Below are 21,747 nucleotides of genomic sequence, written 5' to 3' on the forward strand. Positions count from 1 at the left end.
TTAAAATTTTTAATATTTCAGGTTTCCTCCAAAGCCAAGGAAACTAATTAGACCTATAAAAACACATCTATGAAAAAAACTAAACCAATTTTTCTTTCCCTTCTTTTTTTATTTTACCTAAATATTAAGGCTCAAGAGTATACAGAACAAGATAGTCTTAGAGGAAGTATAACCCCCGAGAGAGCATGGTGGGATCTAAACTATTACCACTTGGACATTGAAGTATCTCCAGAAAATAAGTTTATCAAAGGATCTAATCTTATCCGGTACAAGGTTTTAGAGGAGAATAGTGTTTTACAAGTCGACTTACAACCTCCCTTAAAAATTACCGCTATTGTTCAGGATAATGAAACTCTTACCTACAAACAGAATGGTAATGTATTTCTAGTAACTCTAAATAAACCACAACAAAAAGGTTCTTTTAATGAGCTGAAAGTATTTTACGAGGGCAATCCAAAAGAAGCCGTTAGAGCGCCATGGGATGGAGGTTTTTCATGGAAACAAGATAGCGATGGCAAACCCTTTGTGGCAACTTCTTGCCAAGGCTTAGGCGCCAGTGTTTGGTGGCCCAACAAAGACCATATGTACGATGAAGTAGATAGTATGGCAATCAGCGTAACGGTTCCTAAAGGACTAATGAATGTTTCTAACGGACGTCTAAGAAAGGTTGAAAATAAGGGAGATCTTACAACCTATCACTGGTTTGTCTCTAATCCTATAAATAATTATGGCGTAAATGTAAATATTGCAAATTATGAAGAGTTTAGTGGTCGTTACCAAGGAGAAAATGGAGAACTAACTTTAGATTACTATGTCCTGAAGGGAAATCTAGACAGGGCAAAAGAGCAGTTTAAACAAGTACCCTTAATGTTGGAGGCGTTTGAGCATTGGTTTGGCCCCTACCCTTTCTACGAAGATGGATTTAAACTCGTAGAAGTTCCCTATTTAGGAATGGAGCATCAGAGTTCTGTAACCTACGGGAACAAATACCAGAATGGTTATTTAGGCAAGGATTTGTCTGGTTCTGGATGGGGCCTGAAATTCGATTTTATTATAATACATGAATCTGGCCATGAATGGTTTGCTAATAATATTACCTATAAAGACATAGCAGACATGTGGGTACACGAAGGTTTTACAGCATATTCCGAGAATTTGTATCTGGACTATCATTTTGGTAAGAAGGCATCATCTGAGTATGTCGTAGGAACTAGGGAGCTCATTAAAAACGACCGTCCCATAATAGGAGATTATAATGTTAACAAGGAGGGGTCTGTAGACATGTACTATAAAGGAGCAAATATATTGCATACCCTGCGTCAGTTAGTGGAAGATGACACGCTGTGGAGAGAGGTCCTACGAGGCTTAAACAAGGAGTTTTACCATAAAACTATTACCACAAAACAAATCGAAGACTATATTAGTTATAAAACCAAAAAAGACCTAACTGCATTCTTCAACCAATACTTAAGAACCAATGAAATTCCCTTATTGGAGTATAAAAAAGAAGGAGATATGCTTACCTACAGATACCAGAATATAGTAGATGATTTTGATATGCCCGTTCGAATTTTCGCAGGAACAAAAGAACATTGGCTATTTCCAACCTCTGCATGGAAGACAGAAAAATTAAAGAATATTGCAGCCGAGGGTTTATATCTAGATAAGAACTTTTACATCGATTCTCGAGAAATTGTAAATTAATTATCCCCGGCTGAATATGCCGAGGATAGTTAGTCTTATTAATCTCTTCCTTTACTTATTTGAAAATGTAGTACCAACCAATATTAAAGGATCGGCGCCTCTATCTTCCTCGGAATTATGTTTGTATACCAAGTAAAGCTCTTTTGCTATTTCATTGCTGTGCTCATCCAGTTTGATATCCACACGTCCTCCTTCCTGACCGACTTTTGGTTTTGGCATCTTACCCTTACCCAATAATTTTCCATCGGGCTTGTTAAGCCTCACCTCAAAATCAATACCAGCTTTTGGCATTCCTCTCCAGGCCGTATTTATCTGTACCGATTTCACCCCATTAAGATCAATGTTTTCCAAAACATACCATGCGTCTTTCTGAGGAACAATAAGGAGGTTCTTTCCTCCAAACGTAACAGCCATAAAGCCCTCCTGCTTAGTTTTAGAGGCAAACGGAAGGGTATTCCCCTTTAAGGCTATTCTTTTTATTCCTGTTAAAGGTGCAGCATTGCCTTTCCCTGAATCTGTATAACTGGCAGTAATAACCAAACTATGTCCTTCCTGTGCGGGTTTCGGAATTATCGTTCCCTTGGTTGGCAAAGAATTATTCTTTTTGCCATTGTCTGCAAGAGAAAGAATATAAGTGGCTATTTGCCGTGATTGTTCTTTGGTAATATTCGGATGTGCTGGCATGGTAACTTCTCCCCAAACTCCGTTTCCACCTGATATAATTTTCGCTTGTAAATAGGACATGGCCTGATCATCAGAAATGTACTTTTCTGCGATTTCCGTATAGGTTGGCCCAATAGAAGCCTCTGCTGGTTTATGGCAAGCCTTACAATCCATAGATTGTGTTAAGGCCATGCCGGCAGCAGAAGCCGAAACTTCCTTATGCCCCATGCTTAAATTTACCTCGTCCATACCTTCCATATAGTCTACGGAGACAAATATTTTGGAAGCATCAACCTCTTCCCCACCGTCCGGATCGGATACCTCAACCTCGTATTTAATTGGAACTCCAGGAATAAAGAAGGAAGAATTTCCTCCTTTTAAATCAATGGCGACAATGGGTCTGGAGTTTCCTGCTACTACACTCACAACTTCACTCGTAGCAACAGCACCCATTGCATCTTTAACTTGCACAGATAGCTTATATTCACCTTCCTCAGTATAGCTATGGCTTATGGTTGGCTCGCTAGTTTCTTGCGTTCCTCCATTACCAAAGTCCCATAAATAGGTAACCGAATCGTTTTCACGATCTCGCGCACTTACTTCAGCTGAAATAGTAAGAGGTAATTGCCCGGAAGTCTTGTCGACCTTTAAATTATCAATAAGTGGCGGTCGATTACCACCATTAAATTCAATATACCCCAGTCCTGAGTCATCATTTCTAGTGAACCATCCACTTCCATACTCTAACAGATAAACTCTCCCGTCGGATCCTACCTCAACATCGATAAGGTTACTTAAGGAAATATCCGAAGCAAAAGGTTCCATTTTATTAAAGGTTCCATCTTCAAAAAGTGTTACTGCCTTCATCCATCCACGCATCCAATCGTATATTATGACTTTCCCATCATAATAGGCTGGCAAGGCTCCCGGGCCATTATATAAATCCGAATAATACACTGGCCCTGCCATGGCATTTCTGCCACCAGTACCTACCTGAGGAAACTCCTGAGATTCGGCATAGGGGTAGTATACGTAAGCGGGGTTTGTAGGCGGCAACTCTGTTAAACCAGTATTGTTGTTAGAATTGTTAATAGGCTTCATTGGATCAAATAGTTCCCCACTTTCACCGGTTTCATAATTATAAGAGACATAGGGCTTATTGTCTCCAATAAACAATGGCCATCCAAAATTCCCAGCTTCTCTAGCCTGATTCATTTCATCATAACCCCTAGGACCTCTGGTAAGCAAACTGTCCTGTCTGGCATCAGGCCCTACTTCTCCCCAATAGAGATATCCGTTCTTTGGATCTACAGAAATTCTGTAAGGATTACGATGTCCCATGGTATATATTTCAGGTCTCGTTTTTTCCGTTCCAACCGGAAATAGATTTCCTTCCGGAATATCATAAGTTCCATCCTCGTTCACCTTAATTCTTAAAATCTTTCCTCTTAAATCATTGGTGTTCCCGGAGGATCTTCGGGCATCGTACTGTTCTTTACCAGTTAGATCATTTAACGGGGCATAACCACTGTTGATATACTTTGCTCCCTTTTCGTTAAAAGGAGTAGAATTGTCACCAGTAGAAACATATAGCAGCCCTTTAGGACCAAATGCTATAGACCCGCCAGTATGACAACAAATTTCTCTCTGACTAACTACATCCAATATTTTCTGTTCTGAGGTAAGGTCAAAAATTCCATCCTTAAACTTAAAGCGCGAAAGTCTATTTACCCATTCGTCACCGGTAGGAGAATAAAAAACATAAATCCAGTTATTCTTTGCATAGTCAGGATCTTTTTGTAATCCTAATAAACCTTCTTCTGCATTCGCATCTGGATTCGCCAGCGTTTTGTCGTATACATCCAGTAACGCTACCTGCTTCAATTCTTTTGTTTGAGCGTCGTAATGCATTATCTCACCTCTTCGTTGTCCAATTAAAATGTCATCATTTGGCAAGACAGTCATTTCTGTAGGTTCAAATAATTCTGCACCCCCGATTAGTGTTACCTTTGAAAAACGATCTATTTCCGGAGGAATTTGTGTGCTTACCTTACTGTAGTCTAACTTTAAATTCTCTCCGATAGCATAATTTATACCTCCCAATAAGTGTTGTAAAAATAAATCCTCCTGATAGGTCTCTGAGGTATGTCCAAGAGCTGTATAAAAAGCTCTGCCCCCATCGTATTCGTGGTACCAACTCATAGGGTGGTGATTTCCATTTTCTCCACCTTCGTAGGTAGTTTCATCAATAGTCATTAAAACATTTATCCCTGGGTTTATTTTTTTGAAATTGTACATTTCATCTTTTCTGTGCCAGATACTATCCGTGAAAAATGATGTTGCAGGAAAATTTCGGTCTTTTATAATAAAGTCGGCTTCAGGAGTGCCTGAAGGATGACTTAAAAAGGAAGCGCCTACCATTTTAACATACCAATTCCAATCGTACTCTGTATCCGTCGCCGCATGTACTCCGACAAATCCTCCACCAGCCTGTATATATCTTTCAAAACCAGCTTCTTGGTAATGGTTAAGTATATTACCAGTTGTGCTCATAAAAATAATCGCCGAATAATTCTTTAGAGAATCCGCCTCAAAAACACCTGCATTGTTAGTGCTATCTACAGCAAAACCATTTTCTTTTCCCAGCTTCTGTATAGCCTCAATACCATCCGGAATAGAAGCATGCTTAAAACCCATTGTTTTATAAAAAACCAAGACCTTGGGTGCACCATCTCTCTTTTTTGATTCGCAGCTGGCCAATAAAATAGAAAGCAGCAGAATTAATACATACAGGGGATTTATTTTAATCATAAGAATAGAATTTCATTAAAGTCCAAGCTATAAATATAAGTATTGTATTTTGATTTCACTAAAAAGAAATAGGAGCTACTTTTAGAAAGTAAAATTAATAAGGCTTATTTAGGTCTCTCTAATCTTCCTAAATACTCATTTCTTCTTCGTACCTTAATCTTCGAAAATTAGCAGATAATCCTAACCGATGAGAATTACTTTTTTCAAATACATCTCTCTTTTTTTTCTTTTTTTCCATTGTACTCCGAATTCCATTGAAATAGACCTCGTTGTGGCTAATGGCAGCCTAATACATTTAGAAGACGGCAGTATTTCAAAGGGTAATATATACGTTAATAATGGGGTTATCCTTGGTGTAGGTGAGGCTAAAGAATTTCCAAACCTAAACCCAAGAAAGGAACTCGATGCCAGTGATAAATACGTATTGCCCGGATTTTGGGATAACCATGTGCATTTTAGAGGAGGAATTGGACTAGTTAAAGACAACAAAAAATTTCTTGATCTATTTTTGGCAAATGGTATAACCACGGTTAGGGATGCAGGAGGTGATTTGGCAACGGAAGTTTTGACTTGGCGGACGGCCATAAATAATAAGACTATGTTAGGGCCAACAATTTTTACCGCAGGACCAAAAATTGATGGACCAAATCCTACTTGGGAAGGCTCCTTAGAGGTTACAAATGAGATGGAGGTTGCAAAAGCCCTGGATTCCCTAGGTGGCCTACAGATCGATTTTGTTAAACTTTACGATAGTAAGATTTCTTCTGAGGCCTATTTGTTAGCCATTAAAGAAGCTACAAAAAGGGGATATATAACCTCCGGACACATGCCCTATTCCGTAAGTTTTCAGGAGGCAGTTAAAACTGGCCTAGGTGCTACGGAGCATTTATACTATGTTTTTAAGGGTTGTTCGTCCAAAGAGCAGGAGATAACGGATTTAGTGGATGCAGGTGAAATTGGATTCTGGGAAGCTCTACAGGAATTGCTTAAGTCTTATGATGAAGAATCTGCCGAAAGAACCTTTGAGCTTCTAAAAAAGCACCAGACTTTTGTGGTACCCACTTTGCATATTATGCATACTTTAAGTTATTTAGACGAAGAAGACCACGCCTCAGATAAGTATTTAAAATATTTTTCACCGGCCTTCATAAAGACATATCAGAGACGTATAAATGCGGCCGTAAATGCTAGTGAAGAAAACAAAAAATCTCGAAAAAGTTTAGACAGTATTTTTAGAAGTCTAAATTCAAAGCTAGACCATGCTGGTGTGTCCCTTCTTGCCGGATCAGACTGTGGTGCATACAATTCCTATATCTATCCTGGGATTTCTTTGCATAAAGAGATGGCCGCTTTGGTTCAATCAGGGCTCTCTCCCCTTCAAGCCTTAAGGACGTCTACATTTAATGGAGCAATCTTTCTAAAAAAGGAAGGTGACTATGGCAGTATAGCCAAAGGAAAAATATCTGATCTGGTTATCTTAAATGCAAATCCTCTGGAAAACATAGAAAACTCAGAAGATATATATGCCGTGCTAAAAGGAGAGCAGCTTCTACAAAAACAAGATCTACAAAAACTCCTATCTAATTAATAACATAGTTATCTTAATACTCATGAGAAATTATCCCTTACTAATTCTATTATTGATTCTAACTTCATGCAAACAAGGCAAGCCACAGCAGAGCGAGACGTCTATTTTAATCTCCAACATTTCTGTGCTTGATGTGAAAACAGGCGACATACAAAATAACCTGAATATCGTCATAGATTCCGGTTTTATTAAGTCGGTTAGTACTGCGGAAATAGACAAAACTCTCTTTAAAACGCATATAGACGGAAAGGGAAATTATCTTATGCCCGGATTAGCAGAAATGCATGCGCATATACCCCCGCCTTCAACTTCTAAGGAGCGAATTGAAGAAACACTTTTCCTATACCTGTCCAATGGAATAACTACTATTAGAGGAATGCTAGGTCATCCGGAACATTTACAACTTCGAAAAGCAAGTGAAGAGCAAGAATTATTAAGTCCTAGAATTTTTACCTCTAGCCCTTCTTTAAATGGAAATACGGTTAAAACTAAAGAGGAAGCCAGTCTTAAAGTGCGTCAATATCAAAAAGATGGTTATGATTTTTTAAAAATTCATCCAGGAATTGAGCTTGAAGTATTCGATGAAATCGTTAAAACAGCCAGAGAAACAGGAATCTCATTTTCGGGGCATGTGCCTGTCAAAGTGGGAATAAGGCACGCCTTGGAAAGTAGGTATGCTTCTATTGATCATATCGATGGTTTTTTGGAAGGTTTAGTTCCTCAATCGGCCAATGTAAATCCTGAAGAAAATGGCTTTTTTGGGTATAACTTCACGCCTTTGGCAGATACAGAGATGATACCCGTACTTAGCGCCAATGCCCGTGCAAATAAGGTTTGGATTGTTCCAACACAAAGCCTTTTTGAAAGATGGTTTGCTCCTGTTGAAGCGGATGTCTTATTAGCGGAAACAGAAATGCGTTATATGCCAAAATCTACCCTGGATGAATGGAAAAAGAGAAAGAATGCTTCCACAGGAATAGGTTCAGGGTTTAATGAAGAACAATGGCAGACTTTTATTAATATCCGAAGAGAACTTCTGCGTTCCTTACAAAAAGATGGCCATGGAATACTACTAGGCTCGGATGCACCTCAACTTTTTAATGTCCCGGGCTTTTCTATACATCATGAAATAAGTAGCATGACAAAAGCAGGTTTAACACCTCTACAAATAATTCAATCTGGCACTATTGCCCCTGCCCGGTTTTTAGAGCAAGAAGAATTATTTGGAGAGGTCAAAAAAGGACAATATGCCGACCTAATACTTTTAGAAGCGAATCCTTTAGAGGATCTAAGCGCCCTGAAAAATCCCAAAGGTGTATTCAGCCAAGGTAGATGGTTAAGTAGAAGTATGATTAAGAAAAAGTTAGATCAGATTGCCAAAAATACCGAAAACCAATAATTTAACGAATTTAAATAACCATTCTATAATCTATAAAAGAAAATCTTTATGATAAAAAGGATTACCTGCCTGTTAATGCTCCTCATTGCACATAACCTTATCGCACAACAAGGGGAAGATAAACTAGGAATTTGGTACATGTACTTCGGTATGAATAAAATTTCAGATAGATTTAGTATCCATACAGAAGCTCAATTCAGGTACTATGAGATGAACGATAACTTCAATCAGCTTCTCTTGCGTACAGGGCTTAATTATCATATAAATTCCGATGCCATAGCCACAATAGGTTATGCTTATATTGAAACAGATCCCAGTTTTGAAAACATACCCGGTCAAAGTCTTCTTTTTGAGAATAGAATTTTTGAGCAGTTTATCCTTAAAAACAAGGTGTGGAAATTACTTTTTGAACATCGATTTCGTTTTGAACAGCGTTTTCTTCACGAACAAGATTTCACGGACTATGAAAATAGAGCCCGCTACCGCTTGCAGATTACACTTCCTCTGAATAAAACATTTTTCCTGAATTTTTATGATGAGATATTCTTGAATTTACAAAATGACCCTTTTGGTCAAAATAGATTATATGCCGCTCTAGGTATTGTGCTGATGGAAAATCTTAGTGTGCAACTAGGCTACTTAAAAAATCATTTTACCAATGCCAATTACGACAGATTACAACTTGCAATTTTTTATAATCCAGATCTTCGACCACTTCTCAAGAAAAAACCAGAATAGCCCTGCTTAAATAGCAAATGATTATTCGTTTCACGGTTTAAATTAAAGTAGTCCGGAATAATACAGCTGCCTTAAATCTCCTACTCACAGAAAGTTTAGTAACTTTCTAACGACTAGTATTCAAAACTACTTTATGGGGAATTTAGCAATTAAATTTAGAAACCGAGAAGGGGAATTATTGTCGGGTAAACTTGATCTTCCCGCAGACCAGCATCCTCATAATTATGTGCTTTTTGCCCATTGTTTTACCTGCAATAAGAACCTTTTAGCCATTTCAAATATAAGCAGAAGTCTTATCTCTAAAGGCTTTGGTGTCTTTCGATTTGATTTTACAGGATTGGGCGAAAGTGAAGGAGATTTTGAAGACAGTAATTTTTCTGGAAATGTAGAAGATCTTGTTGCTGCATCACAATACTTAAGCGAAAATTACGCCTCTCCTTCATTGCTCATAGGACACTCCTTGGGAGGTGCAGCAGTATTAGCGGCGGCGCCAAAAATTCCAAGTGTAAAGGCCGTAGCTACCATTGGAGCTCCGTCGAATCCTAATCATGTACAGCATCTCTTTAAATCTGATTTAGAGGAAATAAAAAAGAACGGACTGGCGAAGGTGAACATTGGCGGAAGAGATTTTACCATAAAAAAACAGTTTCTCGAAGATTTAAAGGCAAGTTCCACACAAGATATTGTAGACAAAAACAACGTAGCACTTTTGTTTATGCATTCTCCACAAGATAGTATAGTAGGTATTAAAAATGCCGAAGAATTATATATTGCAGCACATCATCCTAAAAGTTTTGTAACCCTAGATGGGGCAGATCATTTATTAACTAACAAAAGTGATTCTTTATACGTAGGTAATGTAATTGGAAGCTGGGTAGAAAAATATATTCCGCTGCCTAAACCTGCGAATTTAAAGTCCAAATATCAGGTGGTTGCGAAACTTTCAAATAACGATGGATTTACTACAGATTTAAAAATGGGCCAACACTACCTAACCGCAGATGAGCCCGTTAATTATGGTGGAAATGATTTTGGTCCTTCCCCATACGAACTGGTATCAGCTGGGTTATCTGCTTGCACGGCAATGACTATGCAAATGTATGCCAAAAGGAAAAATTGGGATTTAAAGGAAGTTGAAGTACACACCAGCTATGGCAAAGATCATGCTGTTGATTGTGAGAAATGCGAAAGCAATTCTTCCAAAATAGATACCTTTCAAAGACTAATTAAGATGACAGGCAACTTGGATTTAAAGCAAAAGGAAAGGCTTTTAGAAATTGCTGATAAATGCCCGGTACACCGAACTCTACACAGTGAAACTCAGGTAATAACTAATAATATTAACGCTTGAAAAGTTCCATCTTTGAGGCAACAGTCAACAATAATAGTACGCTGATAATACCCCCCTTGATTGGTATATCTTTCAAAGAAAAAGATATCAATAGGGTTAGGGTTTGGATACGATTTAAGGAAAAAGAAGTCTCTTTTTACGCCGCCTTACAAAAACGGCAGAAGTATTTTTTTATTTGGTTTGGAAAGAGACATCAAAAAGCCTTAAATCTCTATCCTAATGATTATTTTGAGGTGCAACTTTTTCAGGACAATTCCATCTATGGAGTAGAAATGCCAGTTGAATTAAAAGTCGTATTTGAGAGTGATCCAGAAGCCTTTAAACATTTTGAAGCCTTAAGTATGGGTAAAATAAGATCTATAATCTATAGTATTGAGCGACTAAAAAAATCAGATTCACGTCTAGATAAGGGTATTTTAATGAGCAGACGGCTTAAAATGGGAATAAGGGATGTTAAACTTTTATTTAAATCAATCTGAGTTGCATTTTGACTTAACCTTGAATATATTGTAACTTTCACATCTAAACATTTAAAATTATACCTATGAAAAAAATACAACTTGTTGGACTTAGCTTGGTTCTTGCTTTATCGTATCAGTGTAAGGAGGCTAAAAAAGAAACGAAAGAAGAAGCCGTTAAGGAAATTGAAGAAACTATTGAAGTAGTAGAAGAAGTAGAAGTAATTACCTTCAAAATGGAGTCGAAAAGTGGTAGTAATGTTGAGGGAGAAGTGACTTTTACTGAAAAGGATGGGATGATAAGTATGTCTGCCCTTTTAAGCGGTCTAACGGAAGGAGAGCATGCTATTCATATTCATGAAAAAGCAGATTGTTCTTCGGATGATGGGAAATCTACCGGAGGACATTGGAATCCTACCCATGAACCACATGGTAAATGGGGCAATCCAGAAGGATACCACAAGGGAGATATTGGAAATTTTACCGCAGATGCTGATGGAAATGCAGAGGTTATTCATAGTACCGATGAATGGTGTATTGGTTGCGAAGATGAAGCCAAAAATATTGTTGGGAAAGCCGTTATTGTGCATCAAGGAGTGGATGATTTTACCTCACAACCTAGCGGAGCTGCTGGGGCAAGAGTTAGTTGTACCGGAATTATTCAATAGTTTTAGGTACATTAGGAATAAGGCCGTCTTTTTAGGCGGTTTTTTTTGCGCCTATTCTATTTTTAATAATTATTTCCCAATTTAACCACCTAAATTAATCAATTAGACACTATAAATGGATTTTGTGCAAATTTCCAATTTTGTCCACTAAAAAAAAGCATCCCTTTTAAAAATTGCATAATTTCACCGAGATTAGAACTGCAAAAGGTTTAAGCATATGAATCCCTCAGCCATCGGTTGGATTGATAAATTTGGATACCTTGTTAAAGATTCCCAAGATGTCTTCAAAGATTTTTGGGATTTATACGGGGGACTTAAGAAGGCAGGATTCGTCTACGGATTGAATGTAAAAATCCCGCGTTTTATCACCCCAGAACATGTTTTATCTGAGGATGAAAAGGCCAAAATAAACCTTGTCACTGCCCTATATTTCACCTATAAACTAGAAAAGGGAGAGGAGGAGTTTGATGTATTCTTAAAAGAAGTATTTGGTTTCTACAAAGAATTAAACGTAAGTAGTCTAAGCCTTTATCAAAAAATCTTTAGTGGCAATAAGATTTCTTCACGTCTGGAAAGCCTTATAGATTCCAGAGTTTTTCTGGAGGCGAATATCTTAACCAAAACATTTAATAGTAACATAACCAACTCCTTGTTATTTATAGACGTACTCACTTTTAAGTATTTCCTGCGTGGAGGAAAAAAGCTTACAGATCATGCAAAGCGTTTGGAATATCTTACGATTAACATTACCTATCACGCACTTAGCTCCAAGCAAAAAAATAAAACCGATGAACGCCTTGCTCATCTCTTTGCCACTTCTTTGAGTTTTATAGACAGTGAGCAAAAGGATTTTGACGGGGCCTACAGAAAAAAACTTCTTAACAATACCATGGTTTGGGAGAATAAGTATTTTTTGGATGTAGCCTGTTTGGCTATTTGGGAAGATAATAAAATGGATTCTCAGGAATCACTATTTATTCATAGCCTTGGAAAGGATTTAGGTTTTACATCTAAAGAGGTAAATAGGTCATTAGAAGAGATTAATTCCTTTTTCACAAAGAATGTCTCCACTATTCGTTTTTTAAAAGATAGCAATCTTGCTATTCAATTCTATGACGGGATGGCCGTGTTGGTGAACAGACTCATCATACGCAATAATAAACGCTTACAAAAGGAGCTTTCGGACAGCAAAGAACTGGTGCTTCTATTATCTAAATCGACAAGAAAAGAACTCAGTATTGAGGAGAAAAAAAAGGTGCAAAATCAGTTGTTAGATATCTTTAAAAGCATACCCTCCCTTGCTATATTTTTGCTTCCTGGCGGGGCCGTTTTATTACCAATTTTTATTAAACTAATTCCGAAGCTACTACCTTCCGCATTTGATGACAATAGAGTGGAAAATTCGGAGTAAATTATATTATTTTTTACTATAAGAAAAATCTATGGTAGATGTTAAACAACTGTAATTCAGTAATTAAAAGTTCTTTATTCCAACCATAACTTAAAGTCCTTTACGCGTTCTCTACTAACGATAACTTCTTGGTCGGAATACCTGTTTAGTTTAATGATTAGCCTGGAATTAGCGTAAGAAATGATGTCTTTTATATGGTTAATATTGACAAAGAATTTTCTGCTAATTCTAAAAAATGTCTTTGGTTCTAATTCATTTTCCAGCTGCTCTAGAGTTGTATCAAGGAGATAATTCCTGCCTTCCGTAGTGGCCATATAGGTACCCTTATTTTCGCTGTAAAAACATTCAATCTCATCCGTATTTACAATTTTTAAATGTTGCCCTAATCGAATAGTAAATCTTTGTTTAAAACTTCTTTCCAGGGGGTGAACCAATAACTTCTTGATATCCTCAAAATCTACGGATATGGGCTTAGAGGAAGGGGTTCTACTCTTGTATTTAGATACGGCTACCTCCAATTCTTCATCATCAATTGGTTTTAATAAATAGTCAATACTGTTAAGCTTAAAAGCCTGAAGGGCGTATTCGTCATAAGCCGTCGTAAAGATAATAGCGCTTTGTACGTCAACAACATCAAATATTTCAAAAGATAGTCCGTCTGACAATTGAATATCAAGAAATATCAGATCGGGTTGCTGATTTACCTGAAACCAACTTACTGCTTCTTCAACGGAATGGAGCATGGTAGATACTTGCACATCTAATTCTGCTAGCAGCCTGCACAGTCTTCTGGCTGCAGGTTTTTCATCCTCAATAATAATAACATTCATACTATTTATCCTATTATTTTGTGATTCAATAATCGCTTAACTTCGTTATTTGTACTTATCTGCTTCTTTTTTGTCTTTCTCAATATACTTCTGTATTTGCCGCTCTTCCCACCTCTTTCCAAAAAAAGGGTTGTAATTAAATACAAATGCTGCGTGGGCCGCAAGGCCAATGCCCCAAAATATAGAGGTAAAAAAACTAGAAAACTCCCAAAACTGCTCCCCATTGCTAGATTTGCTAATAAAAACATTTACCAATATAAAGACATTAATCACTATATATACCGCTAGATGAATATAAAAGCCTTTTATTTCTTCCACGCGTTTTTTAGCTCGTTCTAATTTATCTGCATTATAATCTTCCATAATATTCTCTTTTAAAGTTACTCCCATCGGTTTTGGTTTTCATCTTCTCCCATTATCTCATTAATCTTTCTTTCTTCCCAGTTTTTTCCAAAAAATGGATTTAGATTGAAAGTATTAATCGCATGAAAAAATACCCCTATCCCCCAACCAAAAGCGGCCCATAGAAACCACATATAGCGCCATTCGTTAGTCCAATAGTTAATTCCTGCCAAAACAGATATAACCAATACATAAGAGAATAAATTACCATAGAATTTCTTTAATTCCTCTACTCGCTCTTTTGCTCTTATATATTTTGATTCTTTATCCCAGCTTTCCATTTTTATAGATTCTTTTGATTTATTTTAGTGTTTTGCAATCCGCGATGGCTTAAAAGTTACTATCGCGCATTAGTTCATTTATTTTGCGCTCTTCCCATTGCCTACCCCATAATGGATCTATCCCTTTAGATGCCATGTATTTCATGATTAGACCGAAGCCCCATCCCAGAGTTGGAAATATGGCCCATGGGAAACCTGTGGTCTGATAATTAATGTACCAAAGCAAGGGAATTATAATCATATATACCGAGGCGCTAATAAAAAAGCCTTTCAACGCATCAACTCTTTCTTTTGCTCTTTTGTAACTTGTTTCTTTTGATGTTGTTTTCATGGTTTTGTTTTAATTTAATAACACTCCAAAATTGATAATTCTTTAAGGAGATTTAAAAAATAAACTCCTGAGTTGTACTTTTTGCTAGATGAGTTGTATTTAGAAATCCTCTTTCTCCATCAACTCTTTAATCTTTTTATCCTGCCAACTCTTCCCCCACAAAGGATTGTATCCATAGGCCTCCATACCATGTGCAATGAGTCCAATTCCCCATCCAATAGCCGGAAAAATTGACCATGGGAAATCAGTAGTACGAAAATTTAGCCAAACCAAAAAAGGTATTATCAAACAGTAAGAAATTAAATTTCCATAAAACCCTTTAATAGCATCTACCCTTTCCTTAGCCTTTTGATATCTTTTATCTCTGATATAAGTCTTTTGGGTTTCTTTCATATTTAACTGCCTTGTAAGCATAGGAAGCGCCACGGTAAATTCCTTATCTGTTTTTTCAATTTTAACTTCCCTGTTAGAAAGAATACTATACCGTTGCTGAATATTTCTAAGACCTACTCCACTGCTTTTTTTAACCACTTGTTTTTCCTGTAAATTATTTTTAACCAAAAGTCTTCCACGTACTTCGCTCACCTCTATACGCAGGGGCTTACTGCTGGTAACAACATTGTGCTTTACAGCATTTTCCAATAACAATTGTAGAGACAAAGGAACAATTTTAGCGTCAGGATTACTCGCATTTTCCGGAATGACAAAAACAATACTATCTTCAAATCGCATTTTTAATAGTCTTACATAGGTTTTGGCGAACTGTAATTCCTCATCTACGGTAACCAAATCTTTATTTTTCTGTTCTAGCACATAGCGATACACCTTTGATAAGGAAGTGGTAAATTTTTGGGCTTGCCCAGGATCCTCTTCAATCAGGCTAGTAAGAACATTTAAACTGTTAAAAAGAAAATGCGGGTCTAATTGGTTTTTTAGAGCATCGAATTTCGCAGAGGCCGTGCCGGCAATAATCTTTTGTTCCTTAACTTTTTTGTCTTGAAGAGATCTATAAAAGTAAATAGCGTGAAAAAAAACTGTGACGACAATGGTTATGATTAGTGCAAAAATGTAATAGATGGTCCTCTCGTTTTCAACAAAAGTATCCCAACTATAGCCCTCGTATCCCATCTTCAATAATATCCGAATCCAAAAAATACCCAGCATAGTGAGTATTACGGAGCCTAAAGCACCGATAATTAACCGATACTTCTCCCACTTTTTCCACTGAACCTTTTTATTAAGGAAATTAAAATAACTTTTATTTATGATGGTCAGTACTATGGAGTAAGTCATATTATATAGAATTTCTGTCCAAAAATTCTGGCCAAACTCTATGTGTCCGTTAGAGAAATACTCTATCGCTATAAAAATCACCGAGAGGATTAGTCCAATGACAATACCTACCCTTAACATCTTAACAAAGTCTTTCATAATTCGCAGCTTAGTTACTGTTTATTTTTGTGATTGATTTGAAGATTGCAGCCTTCTAAAACATATTCCGCACGGTGTTTTCCCCAATTAGGATGATAGTCTCCCTTTGGTTTAAAGTTAGTAAAAAGTTCTAAAGAACGCTTTATTTCCAAACAGTACAGACTTGTATCCTTTCCGAAATACCTCGCGGTTCCCATGTCCCATTCTGCCTTGCTTAACACCACTCTGGGGTTCATTGGTTCTAATGCTAAGACTTTGTCGTACAGGGCAGTGTTTTTTGCTGCCAAAGTAGGGCCATAGCTTGCACCATCAAAAGCAATCCAAGCTGTATTAATTAGAGCTTGCTGTATTAGTATCTCTGCATTATTGGGGGATATCATCTTCGCGGTATTTAAATATTCCTGTGCCTTTTCTAATTGCAGACTTAATTTATTTTCATCTTTTTCTCCAAAAGATAATAATGTATTTATATGTGCCACGTAGTAGTAAGGAAGCCAATTCTCTAATTCTACCATCGCAATTCTCTCAAAAAGGTTAGCCGCTTCCCTGGGCATATCATTCTTCCATAGTAAAAATGCCTTATCCATTCCTTCCGAATAACGATCTTGACCCCATAAGCCTATGGTAATAAAAAGGCCAAATACTACTAAAAATTTTTTCATTGTATCTTGTTTTTTGAATATTTCATCAAATATGAAAGATAAACTAACCCTTATTAAAAAAAAGATACCCAGTTGTTATATTCCTAGGACAAATTGTATTTTCGATATTATTTAGATTCTACCTAATATCTATGATGCTGAAAAAAATATTCTCTAGCCTTGTGGCAGTTCTTGCAAGTATTGTCGCAATTAGTCAAAGGCCAAGTGCCCTTAATAACGGCAAATTTATGCAGGATAATGAGAGCAAATTCCTTTATGGAGGTGAATTGCAGAATCAGAATTTTGTGATTAATAACTTAGAACTTAAACCGGAACAGTTTCACTATGGACTTGGACGAGAGGCCTTTCCGGCACTTATTAAGCCCGAGTTTGAGTCTGTAGAAGAAGCAAATAAACATTGGAAAGATTCAGATCGTTTTTTGGTGGCATATTCTGGCAATGACGTAAAGGCGTACTCCATAAAGGATTTAACCAGACACGAAGTAGTTAATGATATCCTCGACGGAGAACCCATTTTTGCAGCCTACTGTATTTTGGCAGATTTAGGCGCAATATATACCAGAACTTATAATGATAAGGTTTTTACTTTTGCCGTTAGTGGTTATACTTATTATGATCCTAAAATATGGAACGGTTTAGACGGCTTTGTCTTATGGGACCGGGAAACGGAAAGTTTATGGTGGCCTTTAATAGATAAAGCTGTATCCGGGAAACTCAAGGATACCCCTCTTTTTAAGTTAGAGAAAACAAAATGGAAGGACACGAATTGGGAAGATATAAAAAGAGATTTTCCACAGGCTGAAATACTAATACCTAACCAGGACTTTGAAAGACCAAAAACTTGGAAACGCCATGAGAACGTAGATGATATTGTTAAAAAATATAATCGCTAAGTTTCCATTCCCCGGGCCCCATTTAAAATCCCATTTCAATCATTTAATATAGAAATTGTACCATATGTATATTCCTTCTAAATACGAAAACACAAATCTTAAAGAAGTCAAGGAATTTATCCAATTAAATGCCTTTGGCATACTAACTAGCCTAAGCAAGGGGCGGCTTTGGGCCACGCACATACCTTTGGAATTGGAAATTAGGGAAGGTAGCCCAGATGTATTAGTTGGGCATATTGCGAAAGCAAATGAACAATGGAAAGGTTTTGACAATAACCAAGAGGTTCTGTGTATATTTAATGGCCCACACAGTTACGTATCCTCATCCTGGTATGAGAAAGAAGAAGTTCCTACATGGAATTACATAGCAGTTCATGTTTATGGGACCATAAAAATTCAGAACGAAAGGGAAGTCCTTGCCGCGATGCATAGACTGGTAGATAAATATGAGAAGCATTCAAAACAACCGCTATCGTTAAAAAATCTCTCTCCAAAAACGCTAAAACAAGTTAGAGGAGTTGTAGGCTTTGAAATTAAAATAGAGGAGATAAAAGCCGCCTATAAATTATCACAAGGGCGGGAGGAAGATCATACATCTATAATTAAAGAATTAAATAATTTGAACAACCCAGCAAGTTCTAGTATAGCAAAAGAAATGCAAAAAAAACGATAGTCCGCTATATGCATAACGGCATTTACTTGTTGGTTTGTACCTAAATCATATGTAATCTGTCTAACAACAACTCTTTATAGGATTTACTTATTGGGATTACCTTTCGATCAATTTCTAAGTGGGAATCGGCAACCGCATCGAGTTTAGACATGTTAACCATAAAAGATCTGTGTACACGGATAAACGAATGTTTAGAAAGTTTAGATTCTAGGGTTTTAAGGGTATTTACAACCAAGAATTTACCCATTGTGGTTATTATATTACAATAATTCCTCTCCGCCTCGATATAGAGAATTTGGTCTAACATAATTTTAACCATTCTGCCGTTATGTCGCACAAAAATTCTGTCGGCTAAAACCTCCAAATCAGAAGTCTTATGCGAAACTTTATTATTCTTATCTCTTATTTGCTCTTCAACTAATGCTATTGTGCGTTGCAAATTAAGCTTGTTAAAAGGTTTAGAAATAAAGGCGTAAGGATGGGTTGCTTTGGCCCTGCCAAAGGTTACATCATCATTATTGGCAGTTAAATAGATAATAGGGACTTCCCTTATTTGATGAATTTCCAAAGCTGCATCGATGCCATCAATATCGCCTTTAAGATTGATATCCATTAAGATAATGTCTGGTAGATTCGATTTTACATGGGTAATAGCATCTTCACCCTTGCAAACAATTCCGCTAATATCATATCCTAACTTGGTGAGTTGCAAGGATAAATTAGCGGCAATTATCATGTCGTCTTCTACAATTAGTATTTGGCTCATAATAAAGGTTTTAAGCTGCTTTATATTGTTGAAATTGAAAGGAAACAGCAGTTCCTTTCTTTATATTTAAAGTCATTATTCCTTCTAACTGTCGAGTTAATAACCCTATTAACTGGGAACCAAAACCGGTCCCCGTAATTTTGTTTTGATTTTTCTTGCCAACACCATTATCAGATACTTCTAGTTGAAGAATACCCGATTTATTCTGAAGTCTTATTCGTACTTCACCATGCCCATTCTCCGGAAATGCATATTTCAGAGCGTTGGTCAACAGTTCGTTTACAATTAAGCCAATGGGAATAGCACTATCTATATCTAATTCTAGGGCCTCCATCTCGCAATGTATTTTAACCCGGCCTTTTGTGTCGTAAATATCACCCAGATAATCCGAAAGGTTTACGAAATAAGACTTCATTTCAATAGATGAAAGACTTTTGCCTTGGTAAAGCTTTTGATGTACCATACTCATACTATGAACTCTATGCTGACTTTTCTCCATTGCATCTACAAGATTTAGGTCTTCTAACTGTTCCGCTTGTAATGCTAATAGGCTGGAGACAATTTCCAGATTATTCTTTACGCGATGATGAATCTCCTTTAATAGAAACTCTTTCTCTGTGTTTTGTTTATTAAGGAGTCTATTTTTCTTCTTATTGGTTTGTATGGTGTTATATAAGAGTAATAACACCAGGAGTAAAAGTCCGGCAATAAGACCTAATAAGCGCTGAATAGACTTTTCTTTTTTTAATTGATCTTCCTGCACCATTATGGTACTTTCTTTTTGTGCTACGTCGTATTCGGTGAGTAGTTGGGAAACATGCTGATTAGACTCTGCTGTAAATAAAGCTTTTTGTAAATTATTGTATTTGGAGTAAGCCTGATACGCTTCCTGATAATTATGATTTCCGGCATATGCCTTGCCCAGAGCCTCATATGCTTCGCTTAGAAAAAAATCATCCCCAAAATCTGCAGTAGCCACTTCTATGCTTTTTTCCAGACTTTGGATGGCAGAAATATATTTTCCTTGAAGATTTTGCAATTTTCCCATAGCCACCCATGATCGCATTAACATAAAGTTATTCTCTAACAAAGTGGCATATTTGATAGCATTTGCTGCGGCCTCCTCCGCTGCTTCGAAACTATTGAGAAAAGACTCCAAATAGACCATAGAAATGTAAACGTCGCATAGGTTGTTATAGAAACCATATCGTTCCCCGATAGCTATGGAATATTCGTAAAACTTTAAGGCTTCTTCGTAGTTATTTAACGCCAAATAAGAATTTCCGACTACATATAGCGTAAAATCATAGTCGAGATCTTGCAAACCTCTTTCTTCAAAAATAGCTAATGATTCCATCCCATATTCTAGCGCTTCTTCATATCTTTCTTGCTTCCAAAAAAGATTACTTAAATCGCTCAAAGCTACTGCCAACGCTCTCTTGTCATTTAACTCTTTGGCCAAGTGTAAAGTTTCCATGGCAATATCTGCTGCCTTGCTTAGTTCTCCTTCTCTTTCAAAAACATAGCCCAATTGGGTATAGGCCAAAGGAAGATCTGCCTTTCTTACTTTTCCTAAAGCACTTTCTAAACTTGTTCTTGCACTATCTAAGGCTTCCATACGCAGGAGAACGGCCCCTTCTGTTATTTGAAACCTTCCCTCCCAAAGTTCATTATTTACGGACCTGGTCAGAGAAAGTCCTTCTTGTACATAGGATAAAGACTTAACAAGATTCCTAGTATGCCAATAGTAGGCCAGGTCATTCAAAACACGAAACTTTAAGGAATCATTTGATATTAAAGGATAAGCGGTTGCCAAAGTATCTAAGTAAGACTCTCCGAAGTTATCTGTATCTACAAATACTCTATTGTAAACAGTATCTTTTTCAAAATAAACGAGCTGCCCAACTACTGAACTAGGGTTCAAATTGGTAGCGATTATAAATAGAAGAAAAATAAATCGGCTTTTCACATTCACACATTTACCGATTTGGGGCTGGCTTAGGCTAAATATACGAATTTTAACATAATCCCCGGCCTGCTAAATTAAAATAGTCTCTCGGACATAAAATTCAGACGTTCGTCCTATAAAGCTTTAAAATCCTAATAATTTACTCTTTATTTAAAGGTATTGTTCTTGAAACCTAAACTTCTTTTTAATCTATTCATGTGATATGAATAAGGCATTAATTTACATAATTATAAGTGTTTTGCTTTTTCTATCCTGTGAGCAAGATAAAAAGACGGTATCTGAAGAACAGAGAAACCAACTTAAAAACCAATTAATCAGCTATATAGATACATGCTGGAATCAAAAAAAAACAAATAGACTTAATCCAATAATAGCTAAGAATTTTGAGCGACGCTTAAATGGTATTTCGGTGGCTTCTAACACCAACGAACTAAAGGCTCATATGCAAGTTTTCTTTATGGGATTTCCGGATCTCGTAATAAACACCCGCGAACTAAACATTAAGGACAATATGATTTTTTTACAATGGGAGAGTATTGGACGGAATACAGGTGTTTATGGAGAAATGCCTCCAACCGGTAAAAAAGTAAAAATTAATGGTCTTACTCACTTATATTTTAATGAAAAGGGTGAAATCTTTAAGGAAGAAGTATTTTTTAACGAACTAGAGCTTCTTCAACAATTGGGATACACCTTAAATTCCCCTGTTTTAGAATGA

At 36.8% G+C, this 21,747-nt stretch carries 20 protein-coding genes; 11 read left to right on the plus strand and 9 right to left on the minus strand.

Features of this window, described 5'->3' with window-relative positions; genetic code table 11:
* Positions 1 to 69 precede the first annotated feature (69 nt).
* Positions 70 to 1,704, plus strand: coding sequence for a M1 family metallopeptidase (locus PXG98_RS07225; RefSeq protein WP_276389953.1), 1,635 nt, complete (start codon positions 70 to 72; stop codon positions 1,702 to 1,704).
* 51 nt (positions 1,705 to 1,755) lie between these two features.
* Here PXG98_RS07225 and PXG98_RS07230 read toward each other — a convergent pair whose 3' ends face one another.
* Positions 1,756 to 5,178: a ThuA domain-containing protein gene (locus PXG98_RS07230; RefSeq protein ID WP_276389954.1), complete on the minus strand. Its 3,423-nt coding sequence runs from the start codon at positions 5,176 to 5,178 to the stop codon at positions 1,756 to 1,758.
* Between the two features lie 187 nt (positions 5,179 to 5,365).
* On the opposite strand from PXG98_RS07230, the gene PXG98_RS07235 reads away from it, so the two are divergent.
* From PXG98_RS07235 to PXG98_RS07265, 7 genes are all read left to right on the plus strand, one after another.
* Positions 5,366 to 6,766: an amidohydrolase family protein gene (locus PXG98_RS07235; RefSeq protein ID WP_276389955.1), complete on the plus strand. Its 1,401-nt coding sequence runs from the start codon at positions 5,366 to 5,368 to the stop codon at positions 6,764 to 6,766.
* 22 nt (positions 6,767 to 6,788) lie between these two features.
* A complete protein-coding gene (locus PXG98_RS07240; protein WP_276389956.1) occupies positions 6,789 to 8,165 on the plus strand; it encodes an amidohydrolase family protein in 1,377 nt (458 codons plus the stop codon).
* Positions 8,166 to 8,213: 48 nt separating this feature from the next.
* The gene (locus PXG98_RS07245; RefSeq protein ID WP_276389958.1) at positions 8,214 to 8,903 is read left to right on the plus strand and encodes a DUF2490 domain-containing protein; all 690 of its coding nucleotides are present in this window, start codon (positions 8,214 to 8,216) and stop codon (positions 8,901 to 8,903) included.
* 133 nt (positions 8,904 to 9,036) lie between these two features.
* Positions 9,037 to 10,254 (plus strand): bifunctional alpha/beta hydrolase/OsmC family protein, encoded by a 1,218-nt coding sequence (locus tag PXG98_RS07250; RefSeq protein ID WP_276389960.1) that lies wholly within the window; start codon positions 9,037 to 9,039, stop codon positions 10,252 to 10,254.
* Entirely contained in the window at positions 10,251 to 10,733 is a 483-nt protein-coding gene (locus tag PXG98_RS07255) for a YdeI/OmpD-associated family protein (RefSeq protein ID WP_276389961.1), read from the plus strand. The genes PXG98_RS07250 and PXG98_RS07255 overlap by 4 nt, the downstream gene beginning before the upstream one ends.
* A 65-nt stretch (positions 10,734 to 10,798) precedes the next feature.
* Complete coding sequence (locus tag PXG98_RS07260; protein ID WP_276389962.1) at positions 10,799 to 11,380, plus strand: superoxide dismutase family protein; 582 nt, start codon at positions 10,799 to 10,801, stop codon at positions 11,378 to 11,380.
* Between the two features lie 217 nt (positions 11,381 to 11,597).
* Positions 11,598 to 12,791: an LETM1-related biofilm-associated protein gene (locus PXG98_RS07265; protein ID WP_276389963.1), complete on the plus strand. Its 1,194-nt coding sequence runs from the start codon at positions 11,598 to 11,600 to the stop codon at positions 12,789 to 12,791.
* A 74-nt stretch (positions 12,792 to 12,865) separates the two neighbouring features.
* On the opposite strand, the gene PXG98_RS07270 is transcribed toward PXG98_RS07265, so the two are convergent.
* From PXG98_RS07270 to PXG98_RS07295, 6 genes are all read right to left on the minus strand, one after another.
* The gene (locus PXG98_RS07270) at positions 12,866 to 13,621 is read right to left on the minus strand and encodes a LytR/AlgR family response regulator transcription factor (protein WP_276389965.1); all 756 of its coding nucleotides are present in this window, start codon (positions 13,619 to 13,621) and stop codon (positions 12,866 to 12,868) included.
* A gap of 45 nt (positions 13,622 to 13,666) precedes the next feature.
* A complete protein-coding gene (locus PXG98_RS07275; protein WP_276389966.1) occupies positions 13,667 to 14,011 on the minus strand; it encodes a 2TM domain-containing protein in 345 nt (114 codons plus the stop codon).
* Entirely contained in the window at positions 14,002 to 14,304 is a 303-nt protein-coding gene (locus tag PXG98_RS07280; protein WP_276389968.1) for a 2TM domain-containing protein, read from the minus strand. The genes PXG98_RS07275 and PXG98_RS07280 overlap by 10 nt, the downstream gene beginning before the upstream one ends.
* A 49-nt stretch (positions 14,305 to 14,353) precedes the next feature.
* Positions 14,354 to 14,635: a 2TM domain-containing protein gene (locus PXG98_RS07285; protein ID WP_276389969.1), complete on the minus strand. Its 282-nt coding sequence runs from the start codon at positions 14,633 to 14,635 to the stop codon at positions 14,354 to 14,356.
* Positions 14,636 to 14,734: 99 nt separating this feature from the next.
* Positions 14,735 to 16,066, minus strand: coding sequence for a 2TM domain-containing protein (locus PXG98_RS07290; RefSeq protein ID WP_276389970.1), 1,332 nt, complete (start codon positions 16,064 to 16,066; stop codon positions 14,735 to 14,737).
* 14 nt (positions 16,067 to 16,080) lie between these two features.
* The gene (locus PXG98_RS07295; protein WP_276389971.1) at positions 16,081 to 16,728 is read right to left on the minus strand and encodes a hypothetical protein; all 648 of its coding nucleotides are present in this window, start codon (positions 16,726 to 16,728) and stop codon (positions 16,081 to 16,083) included.
* 131 nt (positions 16,729 to 16,859) lie between these two features.
* On the opposite strand from PXG98_RS07295, the gene PXG98_RS07300 reads away from it, so the two are divergent.
* Positions 16,860 to 17,621 (plus strand): DUF3179 domain-containing (seleno)protein, encoded by a 762-nt coding sequence (locus tag PXG98_RS07300; RefSeq protein ID WP_276389972.1) that lies wholly within the window; start codon positions 16,860 to 16,862, stop codon positions 17,619 to 17,621.
* Between the two features lie 64 nt (positions 17,622 to 17,685).
* The gene (locus tag PXG98_RS07305; RefSeq protein ID WP_276389974.1) at positions 17,686 to 18,294 is read left to right on the plus strand and encodes an FMN-binding negative transcriptional regulator; all 609 of its coding nucleotides are present in this window, start codon (positions 17,686 to 17,688) and stop codon (positions 18,292 to 18,294) included.
* 40 nt (positions 18,295 to 18,334) lie between these two features.
* Here PXG98_RS07305 and PXG98_RS07310 read toward each other — a convergent pair whose 3' ends face one another.
* Positions 18,335 to 19,060 (minus strand): LytR/AlgR family response regulator transcription factor, encoded by a 726-nt coding sequence (locus PXG98_RS07310; protein ID WP_276389976.1) that lies wholly within the window; start codon positions 19,058 to 19,060, stop codon positions 18,335 to 18,337.
* 10 nt (positions 19,061 to 19,070) lie between these two features.
* Positions 19,071 to 20,984: a histidine kinase dimerization/phosphoacceptor domain -containing protein gene (locus tag PXG98_RS07315; RefSeq protein WP_276389978.1), complete on the minus strand. Its 1,914-nt coding sequence runs from the start codon at positions 20,982 to 20,984 to the stop codon at positions 19,071 to 19,073.
* Between the two features lie 247 nt (positions 20,985 to 21,231).
* Between PXG98_RS07315 and PXG98_RS07320 the strand changes: the two genes are divergently transcribed.
* The gene (locus PXG98_RS07320; RefSeq protein WP_276389979.1) at positions 21,232 to 21,747 is read left to right on the plus strand and encodes an ester cyclase; all 516 of its coding nucleotides are present in this window, start codon (positions 21,232 to 21,234) and stop codon (positions 21,745 to 21,747) included.

It is taken from the genome of Eudoraea chungangensis, from assembly GCF_029360665.1.
Classification (GTDB): domain Bacteria; phylum Bacteroidota; class Bacteroidia; order Flavobacteriales; family Flavobacteriaceae; genus Eudoraea; species Eudoraea chungangensis.

What these genes read in the sequence shown, in the direction of transcription:
- PXG98_RS07225 (WP_276389953.1), top strand. Translation starts at nt 70, where the DNA reads ATGAAAAAAACTAAACCAATTTTTCTTTCCCTTCTTTTTTTATTTTAC.
- PXG98_RS07230 (WP_276389954.1), bottom strand. Translation starts at nt 5,178, where the DNA reads ATGATTAAAATAAATCCCCTGTATGTATTAATTCTGCTGCTTTCTATT.
- PXG98_RS07235 (WP_276389955.1), top strand. Translation starts at nt 5,366, where the DNA reads ATGAGAATTACTTTTTTCAAATACATCTCTCTTTTTTTTCTTTTTTTC.
- PXG98_RS07240 (WP_276389956.1), top strand. Translation starts at nt 6,789, where the DNA reads ATGAGAAATTATCCCTTACTAATTCTATTATTGATTCTAACTTCATGC.
- PXG98_RS07245 (WP_276389958.1), top strand. Translation starts at nt 8,214, where the DNA reads ATGATAAAAAGGATTACCTGCCTGTTAATGCTCCTCATTGCACATAAC.
- PXG98_RS07250 (WP_276389960.1), top strand. Translation starts at nt 9,037, where the DNA reads ATGGGGAATTTAGCAATTAAATTTAGAAACCGAGAAGGGGAATTATTG.
- PXG98_RS07260 (WP_276389962.1), top strand. Translation starts at nt 10,799, where the DNA reads ATGAAAAAAATACAACTTGTTGGACTTAGCTTGGTTCTTGCTTTATCG.
- PXG98_RS07265 (WP_276389963.1), top strand. Translation starts at nt 11,598, where the DNA reads ATGAATCCCTCAGCCATCGGTTGGATTGATAAATTTGGATACCTTGTT.
- PXG98_RS07270 (WP_276389965.1), bottom strand. Translation starts at nt 13,621, where the DNA reads ATGAATGTTATTATTATTGAGGATGAAAAACCTGCAGCCAGAAGACTG.
- PXG98_RS07275 (WP_276389966.1), bottom strand. Translation starts at nt 14,011, where the DNA reads ATGGGAGTAACTTTAAAAGAGAATATTATGGAAGATTATAATGCAGAT.
- PXG98_RS07280 (WP_276389968.1), bottom strand. Translation starts at nt 14,304, where the DNA reads ATGGAAAGCTGGGATAAAGAATCAAAATATATAAGAGCAAAAGAGCGA.
- PXG98_RS07285 (WP_276389969.1), bottom strand. Translation starts at nt 14,635, where the DNA reads ATGAAAACAACATCAAAAGAAACAAGTTACAAAAGAGCAAAAGAAAGA.
- PXG98_RS07290 (WP_276389970.1), bottom strand. Translation starts at nt 16,066, where the DNA reads ATGAAAGACTTTGTTAAGATGTTAAGGGTAGGTATTGTCATTGGACTA.
- PXG98_RS07295 (WP_276389971.1), bottom strand. Translation starts at nt 16,728, where the DNA reads ATGAAAAAATTTTTAGTAGTATTTGGCCTTTTTATTACCATAGGCTTA.
- PXG98_RS07300 (WP_276389972.1), top strand. Translation starts at nt 16,860, where the DNA reads ATGATGCTGAAAAAAATATTCTCTAGCCTTGTGGCAGTTCTTGCAAGT.
- PXG98_RS07305 (WP_276389974.1), top strand. Translation starts at nt 17,686, where the DNA reads ATGTATATTCCTTCTAAATACGAAAACACAAATCTTAAAGAAGTCAAG.
- PXG98_RS07310 (WP_276389976.1), bottom strand. Translation starts at nt 19,060, where the DNA reads ATGAGCCAAATACTAATTGTAGAAGACGACATGATAATTGCCGCTAAT.
- PXG98_RS07320 (WP_276389979.1), top strand. Translation starts at nt 21,232, where the DNA reads ATGAATAAGGCATTAATTTACATAATTATAAGTGTTTTGCTTTTTCTA.